Genomic DNA, 13,000 nt, shown 5'->3' on the forward strand with positions numbered 1-13,000 from the left:
GTGATGAATATGAGCTTACTGCAAATGAGCGTTGCCGGGGCTGTCATGATCATGGTGATCACAGTCATTCGCGCTCTGGCAATTAACCGATTGCCTAAAAAGACATTCCTGATACTGTGGGGAATCACGATCATCAGGCTGCTAATACCATTTTCATGTCCATCTAAGTTTAGCATCTATTCTCTGCTGGGAAAGAAAACAGTCTCTGACATAAATGAAACACCGGCTGTCAGATTCATGCCGATCAATACGCAAGGGCCTGTCTCCACCCAGGCACCTCAATCTCAGATTCCTTCTCTCACGATTTCAGCGTGGGATATCATCTGGGTGGCAGGACTTGTTCTCTGCGCGGTATTTTTTATCTCGGCATATATCAGATGCTACAGGGAATTTCAGACATCATTACCAGTTGAAAATGCATTTGCACGCAGATGGCTGGAGACTCACAATTTAAAACGCAAGCTGTCCATACGACAGTCAGATCTGATCTCGGCACCGCTTACATTTGGCGTGTGGCATCCAGTGATTCTTATGCCCAAGAAAACTGACTGGGAAAACGAAGATACCCTGTGTTACGTGTTGGAACATGAATTTATACATATTAGAAGATTTGACACAGTTACCAAGTTTCTGCTGATCACCACGTTCTGCATACACTGGTTTAACCCTCTGGTATGGATTATGTACTTTCTCGCCAACAGAGACATAGAGCTATCCTGCGACGAGGCTGTGATTCACCATTTCGGAGGCACAAGCAGGGCGTCCTACGCAAAGGCTCTGATCAGTATGGAGGAGACAAAGGGCGGTTTTATGCCACTCTGCAACCACTTTAGCAGAAACGCAATCGAAGAAAGGATAACAGCAATTATGAAAACAAAAAAGACGACTATCATATCATTCGCTGTAGCGATGGTCTTAGTCACCGGAACAGTGACAGTATTTGCAACATCGGCCAAGGGCGATGAATCCAGTACGGTCACCGAAGCTACAGATACTACCAATACCACTTTTTCAGACACGGTTGATACGGAGACAATAATGTCCTATATAAATCCGGATGACGGCAAGACATATTACAGCTTTGATAATGGAAAGACATTTGAAGCCATGACCGACGCCGAGTTTGAAGAAAAGTTCCCAACTCCTGATATTGAGTGGTGGACATACGACGAGTATAAGGCATGGCTTGAGAACGAAAAAGTCGAGCTCAAAAGTATCATCGGTAGTTCATATATATCCGGTGGCAAAAAATATGTGTGGACACAGGATAAAGTAAATGAGACGATCGCCATGTACGAGGGCATTCTGGAGGATATCAAGAACGGAGCCAAATACTCCAAATCCATAGACGGACAAGATGACGAGATGGTCAGCTACAATCCAGCTGACATAGCTCAGACAAAAGAATCGCTTAAGTCCATCGAACGCACTATGACAGACTGCCAGGATGAGGTCAGCGAATCCGTGGCTCAGACAAATGAATCACTTAAGTCCATTGAGCGCACTATGACGGACTGCCAGGATGAGGTCAGCGAGTTCCAAGCTACCGCCAATTAAACTACCAAGAGTGTCAGTCCAGATCTGAATGCCATCGCAACAAAGAACTAGAAATACTGAACATAACAAACCACCCTGTCTAATACATATAACGTATCAGACAGGGCGGCTTTATTATCTATATACATGTCTACATCTTTATCCAGCCAAGTGCATTTGCAACAGAGCTGAGCAGGATGATGATGGCAAATACAGGGCAGAGATACTTGATCATGACTACAAATACCTTCTTTCTCCTAAAGGCACTCTCGCCGTGAATTATCTCATCCTCTATCTTATCTATTCCAACTACCCTTGACACAAGCAGGCTTGTGAGAAGTGCCGCTATAGGCATCATCACCGAATTGGTGAGGAAGTCGAACAGGTCAAGGAACTGCATGCCTATAATCTTGATTCCTGCCAGCGGGCCATATCCCAGGGATGACAGACTTCCAAGCACAAGCATGATAACTCCCACAAGCACCGTTGCCTTCTTTCTTCCCCATCCAAGCTCATCCTCAAATGTTGACACTGCACTCTCAGTAAGTGCTATGGAGCTTGTGATAGCAGCAAATAGTACGAGCAGGAAGAACACGATTCCTATGACAGTTCCAAATCCCATGTTCTGGAATACTTTTGGAATAGTGATAAACATCAGTGATGGTCCGGCCTGAAGGGTATCCGGATCTCCCCCAGAGAATGCAAATACCGCCGGGATTATCATAAGTCCCGCCATGATCGCTATACCAGTGTCAAATATCTCTACATTTCTGGTCGAATCCTCTATCGCCGTATCCTTCTTCATATAAGAGCCAAATGTTATGAGTATTCCCATGGCAATGGAAAGCGAGTAGAACATCTGCCCCATGGCAGAAACCACTGTCATCCACGAGAAGTTCTTCACATTTGGCACAAGGAAGTATTTTACCCCCGCAAGTGCGCCCGGTCTTGTCACGGAATATACCGCAATGATGACAGACAAAACGATCAGTATAGGCATCATGATCTTGGATACCCTCTCTATTCCGTTCTGCACACCGGCAAATATAATGATAAGTGTAAATGCGCAGAATGCCACAAAACACAGCTCCGTTGACACACCATTCGATATGAAATCGGTGAAATATCCATCCTCAGCCAGCAGCTTTGCATTTCCTCTGAAATACTCCACCAGATATTTGATAACCCAGCCGCCGATAACCGAATAGTACGGCACTATAAGCACAGGTATAACGGCATTTATCCAGCCGCCAAACGACAGCCATTTCTTCTTTCCAAATGATTTGAATGCCCCAACCGGACTCTTTCTCGTCATTCGTCCGATCGCCGTCTCCGCAACTATCATAGTATAACCAAATGTAAGTGCAAGCACGATGTATATAATGAGGAAAATTCCTCCTCCGTACTTTGCCGCAAGATAAGGGAATCTCCATATATTTCCAAGGCCCACAGATGCACCTGCCGCCGCCAGCACGTACCCCAGCTTGCCCGAAAATGAACTTCGCTTACCATTCTTCATATCTTCCATATACCTTCACCATATTTTACCTGGAACTAATCCCCGTAATCTTTCCTTCCACATTTATTTGCATATACATGTGATTCTAACATGACCCGAGAGGAAAAGCCACTATATATTTGAACATCATCCAAACTGCTGACATCTCGCCCTCAACACTCCATTTATTTTTGCCGCATCGCGATAAAATACTTCCTTTGAGACCGCCTTGGGGTTATCTCCAAAGGCCCTTATCCCCTGTACTACTCCATCAAGATATAAACCATCTTCCTGAAAAATATGTGTCATAGGGAGATCCCCCAGCATATCCATCAGCACAGCTACTTCCGATTCAGCAACCTTCTTTACCCCGATCATAAATTGTCCTTGTTTTCCAGGATGCTTTTCTGCTTTTTTGCACAGAGCAAACGGATACATTTTTATTGGATTTTTCTTTATCCACGCTATTCTCAGTCTCCATTCTACAAATACCCTTTTATCAAACGTGCATACTTATTCTCCGAATCCTCCACAACCTTTATCTTGCCCTGCCTGATGAAATGTTCTATCCTCGCCGCATACCACCAGTCGCCGATTCCAATCGGAACCTGTCCTAGAATATCTCCGATCAGCCTGCACTCCTTAACAGGCTTTTCAGTCAGCCTGTTCCAAATAATAAAATCGTAGAAATCCTCTGACACACTGAGCACAGTTCCGTTTACCACAGCCCTGAGCGGTGCATTTTCAAGGACAAGCTCGCCCCACATCTCCGCATACATTCTTATCTCATCTGATGTGAGTTTCCTCTCATTTCCGAGGAACCCAGCGAATTCCTCCGCCGCCACCTCGTTCCAGCTATGATACGACACTATGACGTTTTTCTTCACAACATGCTCTGGCTGCGTGACAACAGTCACTTCATTTGGATAGTTCTTCAGGATGCTGCATACATGATAAAATCCACACCTTGAATATGGAGCGTCACTGTACCATATTCTTACCGGCTCACCACCCTCAAGAAATCTTATAAGCCTTACCAGTTCCCCAGCATACACATCACCAAGTTTCTTAAGTTCATTGTCATATTCCTCGTCCTGCTCCCACTGGTTCTTAGCATACATTGAGTAGATAAAATCCTTGCGGTACTGACTGTCAACTACCTCGCCGATGTAGCCCATGTCCAGCATGAAACCAAGGCAGATCACCTCGTCAGAAGAACCCTGTATCCACAGTGGCTGTCCATTCTTATATTCCACATTCTCGCATTTTGCCGCTTTCATGGAGCCTGCCGAACTTTCTCCAAATAGTATCTCTAACATAATCTGCTCCTTTTGAATCTCGTTTCTATTTTGTGCATTTATCTGCATCACATTCTTTTACCCATTCGCCCAGTTTATCCTGTAGTAGCTTTTTATCTGGTAAATAAAGCTGATACTTCGACGCAAATATATTTGAATCCTTTGGAAGAGTCAATTCCACCATAGAATCGTCCTTGTCTTGGCAAAGTAGAACTCCTATAGTAGGATTTTCATCCTCCTGCTTTTCATAACGATCATAGTAATTCACATACATCTGCATCTGTCCTAAATCTTGGTGTTTCAGCGAACCTATCTTTAAATCAAAAAGAACAAAGCATCGTAACATTCTATTATAAAACACTAAATCTACCCTGAAATGTTCTTCATTAAAAGTAAATCTTTTCTGTCTGGCTACAAAAGTATATCCGGTGCCCAACTCTAGAAGAAATGACTGCAGATTATTGATCAACCTCGTTTCCAGTTCATTCTCTGAATACTCACTTTTATCCTCCAGCCCCAAAAATTCTAAAACATAAGGATCTTTAACCAAATCAGAAGATTTCTCTATTATCTGTCCCTCCACAGATAGTCTCTGAATCTTATCTTTATCAGTACTAAGTAAAATTCTGTGATACAGAGCACTATCGAACTGTCTCTCTAATTCACGCAAGCTCCAGTCATTCTTTACAGCTTCAATTTCATAAAAATGCCTCTCATCAACATCTTCTATTCGCATCAATTTCAAGTAATGTGACCAACTAAGATAAAATTTTCTTCCCGTGTTAATCGATGGAAGATCCTTGAATTGGCTAAACACTGTTTCGCCAATTTGATCCGCAGAATAAACCTTATAAAATTGACGAATATTTTTTAAATTTCCAACAGAAAATCCTTTTCCAAAATTCTGTGTTAAATAATCAGATAATCCCTTCAAGAGTTGCTGTCCATATGCTGCTCTCCGTTCTCCGCGCTGTTCTTCCTCTACGATTATTCTGCCAATTTCATAATAGGCATATACCATAGTGAGATTAACTGCCGTTTTAGCATTCTTCCTTGCTTGTAACAATACATCAGAAACGCTTTCCAGGAATACATGATCTATGGTAGCAATTTCATTCTTACTCATAATCCACGCTCCTTAATCTTTGTGCTTATTTTATGTATCTCTTGAATACCTTAACAAACAACACTGCTTTGTCTATCATTTCATTCATTAAATAATCATAATTTGAATGGTCGTCGAAATTTAATCCAGGTAACCTGTACATGATACGTGAGGCTTTTTTGTCATCCAGTCTTTGCCAATCTAACTTTAATCCTAACTTAGACTCTATCTCTGTTCTCGACAATTCTAAATGATCGAACAATTCTTTATCATCATTTATATACAACTCAATCACAACACAACTGTCCTTATTTACAAGATTTAATGCAACATGACACCCACTTACCCCTATAGCTATATCATACCAATGATCCGTGGATGCTTTTCTGACATTGAATGGCTTTCCTCTTTCCGCAACTATTTCGTTAAATCTATTCCAGAATTCCAGCCTTTCTGATTGTGATCTATTATATTCACCTGATCCAGATTGAGTTTTGGCATTCTTTATAAATCCATTTGGTTTTTCAACCACTTCAAACTTTGGTGCATAAAGTGAATCTCCAATTTGATATGCATGCACCTCAATCAGGAAAAAATTGATATTCGTGGCAGTATTATTATTAAGCCACTCTATAGCACTTCTATGCTCCTCACGAGCCTCCTTAACAATCCATACAATAACATTTGCATCCAACCCGGAAGCATATGTAATAATTTTGCCAAGATGATCGTGATTTGATGCTTCAAGCTGATTTTCAATGATTACTTTTTCTCCTGTAACCTCATCTTTCCCTACCAAGTCACATCTATATGCACCTACATAAACTTCTTTTTCAACTTCACTTAGCGTTAATCCTATTGTCTCGTTTAGTAATTCAAGGTTCTCTTTATCCGCAAGCCAATTTGAAAAATCATACTGTTCATGTCCCCATAACTTTCTGATATCAACCTCGACCAATTTTCCCATTTTTATAGTTGCCATTTCTTTATCCCATCCTTCACATCAGTATAATTACTTTATCTTTCCCCAATACCGCCTATTAATCTGTCAATCTCATGATATGCCGTTTCTGTCCGTGCTGAATATGTACCATTCGGAGAATCTCCCTGCATAACAAACAAGATTTCTTCATCAGTTTTCGTGTATAGATCAATTCTGTCAGAATACCAGTTATAAACATGATACGGATATTTATTTAATATCCCATCTATCTTTTCAACATCACCATCATCATACCAGATAATATCCTCTGCGCAAAACTCAAAACAGGATATTGCCGCCTCATATATCAACATTCCCATCATAAATGCAGACAAACTATTTTCAGCCTGGCCGATCTCGTTGACCGTGCCATCGTCATCCGTTTCCACGACATACACAGGTGGATCATCCTCAGCCATATCAGCCCTTCTGATCGCGACCTGATATACACCTTGATTCTCATTCAAGATATAAAAATATCCTTTTGTCTTCCTTGTCCATTTATACCTGCGCTGAAAATCAAGAGTAACCCAGGGATCATTGCTATGATCAAACAGCTCGCTTGTTTTACCACATTTCTTCCATATCTCATATAGCGTATGTGGGATGCTCTCAAATCCCGCTCTCAGCCCTTTTATCTCCTCATCTGTATATCCTACAAATGACTTGATATTGTATATTTTTTGTAATAAGGCATAATCCATTTACATTTCTCCATAATTCTCATCCCGGTTTTAAGTTTCGGTTTATCAACTCTCAATCCACGATGTCATACCCTGCTGCCGCCAGAACTTCAAGTGCATCTTGAAAATTCTCCTTCTTCACCATAACATAATCCGTATTGTATGTGGATACTGCAAATATCGAAATTCCGTTATCCGCCAGAACAGATGCGATTTTTGCCAGAATCCCGATCAAAGAAAAGTCCAATACGCCCTGAATGCGGAAGGCCATCCAGCCGTCATCACGCTTTATAACATTTGCCGGCACTTCACTCACCGGGCATACCAGAGACTTTTCCTCATCAGTTTTTCCTAGAAAACAATAATCAGAATCGAGATTCGCATATGTATAAGCTTCCACCTGACACACTGAAAATTCTTCATCAATCTTTTTTATCTCCATGACCTCTCCTTAAATCTATTTTGTAAGCACCTTTTTGCAATATCTATGTGCACCACAATGAGGACAAACTAATTTACGCTTTGTTAATGTATGTGCTCCCATTACATATGACTTCATATCCGGAACAAACCTTGTGTTGCAATCAGGGCATTCAAATGCTCCTGCCTCTCTATCAAGAATACACGCAATCACTATTCCGCCACATACCACTACTAACCCTATTGCGATAAGCAGAACCCTCAGCCAATTCTCCATCTCCAGAATTCCTGACAATAAAAACAATGGAAATGCCGCAACTATCGTAAGTGTCGCGACCATTGCAGACAAAATAATTTTCTTTTTGCTTTCCTGTGCCTCTCTAACTAAATTCACCATATTAACCTCCGCTTTCTTTCGATAATCCTCTTCAGATACTCTTTCGCCAGATAGTAATTCATTCACTGTTATCTCTAATTCATCACATAACGGCAACAGTAATGAAACTTCCGGAAAACCATTTCCTCGTTCCCATTTTGAAATTGTTTTATCGCTGATTCCAAGTTTTTCAGAAAGCTGTTTTTGAGTATATCCCTTTCTCTTTCTCTCATCAGCGATGAATCGTCCAATTTTAATCTGGTCCATATGTTTTCCTCCTTTCTGGCTCAACTATCTCCCCTTTTTATTGCAAATCACACCCACGAGGCGTAGAATATGGTGAATCTATGCGGGTTCTACGCTTCGTAGACTAATCTATTTATCTGTTATCACCTATTTCTTACCAAAGCTACTTATATCTTCTAAATCACTTACCATCTACGACAGCCTGCAAACCATTATATATTCCTCATTATTCTCATCCACGATCTGGAATCCAACGCTCCACTATCTCCAGCTCATCCCGTGTAACCCGGCACGTGAGATTTAACACCTCCACGCCGGCAGCCTTCGCCCCATAGAAAGTCTCCGCGAACTCCCTGTGCATTTCCGCATTTGGCCTGACCTCAGTTATCCCTGTCATCGGAATGACAAATGCCACATAGCATTTATATCCCTCGGAGACCGCCTTCATCAGCTCCCGCAAATGCCTGACTCCCCTGTCGGTGGGTGCATCCGGGAAATATCCTATACCACCGATCTCCTGCGTACAGCCCTTGACCTCCATGAGATACTTTGTGCCATCCTTTTCCATATAGAAATCAATCCTTGAATCCCCGTATACATACTCCGGCTTTATAAAGTCATAATCCTTAGTTTTAAGCCATTCCAAAACCACCTTATTCGGCACCTGACTGTCCACGTTCACCCAGCCAAGCTTTGGATCCTCCACCGCTATGAGATCGTATTTCGTCTTGCGTTTTGGATTTGCAGACTTCTCAAGGCTGACCGTGTTCCCCGGTATCAGCAAACTGCTAAGCCTCCCCGTGTTCTTTACGTGCACGGTCTCTGTAACTCCGTCTATCTCCACATGGGCTGTGAACCTGTTTGGTCTGTCTACGAACTTGCCTGAGATAACATTTGTATATTTCACCTTGCCTTACATCTCCCATCTATTCCACAACAGAACGGTTCATCATGTAGAATGAGAACCTTGCCTTGTCTACAAGCTGTCCCTTGTCATCGTAAATATTTGCCTCGTACAGTGACACCTTCTTGCCCTGGCGGATCTCGATTCCCTCACAGATGAGATACTCCGTGTTCATAGCTGGAGCTATATATGTCATGGTTCCATCTATAGTTGAAGAAAACTTTCCGTAGGTACATGCTGCGATCCCGCTCACTATATCCGCAAGTGAGTACAGACATCCACCATGCACAGAACCATATGGATTAAGGACATCCTCTGTGACCATCATCTTGCCCTTCACATATCCAAGGCTCATATCGACCAGCTCTATCTTCAGGTTCTGAACATAGATGTTGTCCTTGTTAAACCTTATCAGTGCCCGTTTCACATCCTCGGACATAGCTTTTTTGTTGTCGTTTATCTCATTCATGCTTCATTTTACCTTTCAACTCTATTTTCAAGTTCATACATCCTGCGCACATATCAAAAGCACTTGTCCAGAATATCCGGATCAAGTCCTTTTCTTCCCGTTATAAACCCAATTCCAAAGTACAGCACCGCACCTACCATCAGTCCCCACACGACCGCATTTATCCCAGCGATCTTGATAAAATACGTTGCAAATATATATGTCGCGATCGCACCTACGCTGCTGCACACCGCCGCCTGCTTAGTTCCCTTCTTCCAGAACAGACCTCCCACAAGAGGCCAAAAGAATGTGCATTCAAGTCCGCCAAATGCAAACATGTTGAGCATGAAAATTATATCTGGCGGATTGATCGTGAGAACCATCACCACCACGCCGAGCAACATCGTAAGTATCGTGCTCACCAGCTTGACATTCTTGTCGTATTTCTCATTTTTCACCGGATCATCACCCACCACGTAATTCTTCCACAGATCCTTCACTATAGCTGCTGCGGCAAGTATGAGGAGCGAATCCGCTGTCGACATGACTGCTGCCATCGGCGCTGCGAGGAATATCGCTGCTATTCCAGGCGGCATGATCTTCTGTACTATATACGGTATAAAATAATCCGAAGTTGGAAGATTGTCCGTATCGACAAGTGCGCCAGCCCATGTTCCTGCAAGATGCATTCCCACGATTACAAAGCTGCATGTGAGAACTCCGATCCACATCGCTCTGTGCATGCTCTTCGTATCCTTAAATCCCATGGCGCGCACAGCAGTCTGGGGAAGTCCCAGCGTTCCAAATCCCACAAGCACCCAATAGCTGAGCAGTCCTCCTGGCGTGTATTTCGAGAAAATGTCATCGTACACCTCCGGCAGATTTGTCTGAAGACCGGCATCTATCGCGGCAAGACCGCCCCCGCTCCTTAAGACAAAGAATATAAACAGGAATGTTCCGATACACATTACTATTCCCTGAATCGTGTCAGTTATGACAACCGCACTGAATCCGCCAATAGCTGTGTACAATATCACGACTGTGCCAAATATCAAAAGTGAACTCACATGATCCATTCCCGTTATGGATGCTATAAGTGTGGCCCCTCCCGTAAACTGGCTTATCATCTGTGCTATGAAGAAAACTATAAGTCCAAGGCTCGTGATGACCACCAGCGCATCGCTCTTGTATCTCGCCTTGAAGTAGCCCACCACTGTCACAGCGCCCGTTCGTCTGGACACTATCGCCAGCTTATTTCCAAGCACACCGAGCACCAGAAATGTGACCGGGACCTGGATAGCAGCTATCCACGCCTGTGCATATCCATATGTAAGACCCGCTGCACCCGGCCCTGATATAAATGAACTTGCGGAAGTGTATGTCGCCATGATCGTCATGGCTAGGACGATTCCGTTCATATTTCTTCCGCCTATGAAATACTTCTTCTCGGACGTTGTGTGCAGACTTTTCTCCGCCCTTCTGCTGTAGACAAAGCTCACCACAATATTGAATAACAGATATCCGAGAAAAACCGATAAGATCAATATCTGATTACTGTTCATTTTCACCCTCACTCTCATCCTCTTCATATTGGAAATCTACAAACACAAACTTAAGCAGCCAGAATACACCGATTACCGCAAGCACCACTGTTCCAAGCACCGAGACCACAAACCACGCCGGCATATGGAACACCGTCCACCCGGTGCCATTTAGCAGGAACGCGGTTAGCACATGCCATAAAAAACATATAAATACCACAAGCAACGTCGCTTTGATCTCTTTTATACACTGCCTGTGCTGTTCTTCCTTTGTCAGTTTCATCATAATAATATATCCCCTTATATTTCATAAATACATCGAACAATGCTCATTATATCACGCTGATCAGTTTTTTCATAGTTGCCCCGACAGCCACCCAAATCCTGTGCATATACAAACTCTGTATTATTGTCTGCACAAAAAAACTGGCGCACAGACGTTTCGTCCATACACCAGCTATTTATAGTTTACTGTATACCGATTTATGTTACGCTATTTTCTCTTTAACATTTTCCAATTCATATAACGTATCCGGATCAATATCCAGACATTTTGATGTATCCCTCGTTCCTGTCACATCCCATGCCAAAGTTCCATTCAAAATTGTACATGAATTCAAAAAGAAATCTTTGTCTCTAAGCGGTTCAAACACTTTCTTATCCAGTAGTGGTTTTGCATCATAACATACAATTTTGCCATCCTCAAAATACACATATACTGTATAATCTTCAAATGGAACTACCTGTACTATATCATATATCATGCCAATTCCCCCTCTCTGTATAATACATAACTTTTAAATCAATGGATTTATTCTGTTTAATGGCAAACCATCCTTCGATAATTCCCAATTCTGCATTAACTCATCTTGATGAATTACGCACCATGCAAGTATGAGCTTTAACTGCCTTGAAGGCAATGCACCTTTTATAACCCGTGCTTCATTTATATCTATTATAGCTTTATTTCCGTTATATTCTGCATGAAAATGTGGCGGATTATGATCATCATAATACATAGTTATTCTGATTCCATAAAACAGTGATATTTCTGGCATACTATCAACCTCCAATTATTATTGATAATATTATACTATATCATTCCAAGGCTGTTCAATAACTATCATGACTATATCAAAAGATAACCTAAGTAGATTTAGTCTTTTCTAAAACAGCATACACACCCCGGCGACCACAGCGCAGATAGGAATATATATAATAAAGTGCATAACATGCATCTTCATATTGTATCCGAACATATGAGGTCCCACAACTCCCTTGACCTCCGGATAATAACGCGGGAAGAAGTTTGAATGACAGAGCAGCACCCAGTCAAAGAAACCTATATCATAGATCTCCATCACATACATTATCACTATGAATCGCGCGAAGAACTTCCAGTAGCCGAAATCATGCCGTACGCCATCCCACACGCTAAGCACGATAGCTCCTATAAACAGCAGAAGTGCAACTACTTCTATACACCATCCAACCGCATGAGCTCCGCGAAATCTCTCTTTTCTGTCAGGAATCACCGCCAGATTCTCCTTCGGTGCTGTGCCCATAAATCTCTTATCCTGTACAAATGCGACCATTCCGTACAGAAGAAGGAAATAGGCCACCATAACAATTACCGCCGCAACTATTGTCACCAACATCTCTTTAGCCCCCTTAACACTCTTTTGTATTAATTTTTAGGTTAGTTTTCGCTAACCATACTAACACATCTATTTCCAAATGTAAACCTTAGAATGTACCTATTCGTACCTTAGCAAATGCAAATCTAATGAAATTACGACAAGAATTTTTATGCGTAGAATTGAGCTGTCTGTCAGTCCATGTAATCCGCATTCCGCCGCAAAATGACACCCATTCAATATATAAAAAGCGCCGGCACATAAGCTTGTTGATATGTCCATGACAGAACAGACATATCAACACTGCAAATGCGCCAGCGTCTTAT

The 13,000-nt window shown here is 42.2% G+C and carries 16 protein-coding genes; 1 reads left to right on the forward strand and 15 read right to left on the reverse strand.

The features are described 5' to 3' along the window. The first annotated feature begins 9 nt into the window (after positions 1-9). Positions 10-1,557 carry a M56 family metallopeptidase gene (locus DXB91_RS02785; RefSeq protein WP_158564576.1) on the forward strand — a complete coding sequence of 516 codons (1,548 nt, stop codon included), beginning with the start codon at positions 10-12 and terminating at the stop codon, positions 1,555-1,557. A gap of 130 nt (positions 1,558-1,687) precedes the next feature. On the opposite strand, the gene DXB91_RS02790 is transcribed toward DXB91_RS02785, so the two are convergent. The 15 genes from DXB91_RS02790 to DXB91_RS02860 all read right to left on the reverse strand — a co-directional run bounded on the left by DXB91_RS02790 (position 1,688) and on the right by DXB91_RS02860 (position 12,695). Next, a complete protein-coding gene (locus DXB91_RS02790; protein ID WP_118016759.1) occupies positions 1,688-3,064 on the reverse strand; it encodes a sodium-dependent transporter in 1,377 nt (458 codons plus the stop codon). 117 nt (positions 3,065-3,181) lie between these two features. Further along, positions 3,182-3,412, reverse strand: a complete 231-nt coding sequence (locus DXB91_RS02795) for a hypothetical protein (protein WP_147343967.1) — start codon at positions 3,410-3,412, stop codon at positions 3,182-3,184. 104 nt (positions 3,413-3,516) lie between these two features. Next, positions 3,517-4,353 carry a DUF3658 domain-containing protein gene (locus DXB91_RS02800; protein ID WP_243003497.1) on the reverse strand — a complete coding sequence of 279 codons (837 nt, stop codon included), beginning with the start codon at positions 4,351-4,353 and terminating at the stop codon, positions 3,517-3,519. Between the two features lie 25 nt (positions 4,354-4,378). After that, positions 4,379-5,458, reverse strand: coding sequence for a PDDEXK nuclease domain-containing protein (locus DXB91_RS02805; protein WP_055143871.1), 1,080 nt, complete (start codon positions 5,456-5,458; stop codon positions 4,379-4,381). Positions 5,459-5,483: 25 nt separating this feature from the next. Next, the gene (locus DXB91_RS02810; protein ID WP_055143869.1) at positions 5,484-6,419 is read right to left on the reverse strand and encodes a DUF4268 domain-containing protein; all 936 of its coding nucleotides are present in this window, start codon (positions 6,417-6,419) and stop codon (positions 5,484-5,486) included. Between the two features lie 35 nt (positions 6,420-6,454). Next, entirely contained in the window at positions 6,455-6,838 is a 384-nt protein-coding gene (locus DXB91_RS14355; protein ID WP_243003498.1) for a hypothetical protein, read from the reverse strand. A gap of 337 nt (positions 6,839-7,175) precedes the next feature. After that, positions 7,176-7,544, reverse strand: coding sequence for an ACT domain-containing protein (locus DXB91_RS02820; RefSeq protein ID WP_118016763.1), 369 nt, complete (start codon positions 7,542-7,544; stop codon positions 7,176-7,178). A gap of 15 nt (positions 7,545-7,559) precedes the next feature. Further along, positions 7,560-8,165, reverse strand: a complete 606-nt coding sequence (locus DXB91_RS02825; RefSeq protein ID WP_055143865.1) for a helix-turn-helix domain-containing protein — start codon at positions 8,163-8,165, stop codon at positions 7,560-7,562. Positions 8,166-8,376: 211 nt separating this feature from the next. Next, positions 8,377-9,051, reverse strand: coding sequence for a DNA/RNA nuclease SfsA (sfsA, locus tag DXB91_RS02830; RefSeq protein WP_118016764.1), 675 nt, complete (start codon positions 9,049-9,051; stop codon positions 8,377-8,379). A 19-nt stretch (positions 9,052-9,070) separates the two neighbouring features. Next, positions 9,071-9,517, reverse strand: coding sequence for a PaaI family thioesterase (locus DXB91_RS02835; protein ID WP_118016765.1), 447 nt, complete (start codon positions 9,515-9,517; stop codon positions 9,071-9,073). 53 nt (positions 9,518-9,570) lie between these two features. Then, positions 9,571-11,058, reverse strand: a complete 1,488-nt coding sequence (panF, locus tag DXB91_RS02840) for a sodium/pantothenate symporter (protein ID WP_118016766.1) — start codon at positions 11,056-11,058, stop codon at positions 9,571-9,573. Further along, complete coding sequence (locus DXB91_RS02845) at positions 11,048-11,323, reverse strand: YhdT family protein (RefSeq protein WP_004849642.1); 276 nt, start codon at positions 11,321-11,323, stop codon at positions 11,048-11,050. Before DXB91_RS02845 ends, panF begins: the two co-directional genes overlap by 11 nt. Before the next feature lie 202 nt (positions 11,324-11,525). Next, the gene (locus DXB91_RS02850; protein ID WP_022059619.1) at positions 11,526-11,801 is read right to left on the reverse strand and encodes a DUF2442 domain-containing protein; all 276 of its coding nucleotides are present in this window, start codon (positions 11,799-11,801) and stop codon (positions 11,526-11,528) included. Positions 11,802-11,834: 33 nt separating this feature from the next. Beyond that, positions 11,835-12,095: a DUF4160 domain-containing protein gene (locus DXB91_RS02855; protein ID WP_015533263.1), complete on the reverse strand. Its 261-nt coding sequence runs from the start codon at positions 12,093-12,095 to the stop codon at positions 11,835-11,837. 108 nt (positions 12,096-12,203) lie between these two features. Next, entirely contained in the window at positions 12,204-12,695 is a 492-nt protein-coding gene (locus DXB91_RS02860) for a hypothetical protein (RefSeq protein ID WP_118016767.1), read from the reverse strand. Positions 12,696-13,000 lie beyond the last annotated feature (305 nt).

This window comes from Coprococcus sp. OM06-34AC, from assembly GCF_003462545.1.
GTDB lineage: Bacteria > Bacillota > Clostridia > Lachnospirales > Lachnospiraceae > Coprococcus > Coprococcus aceti.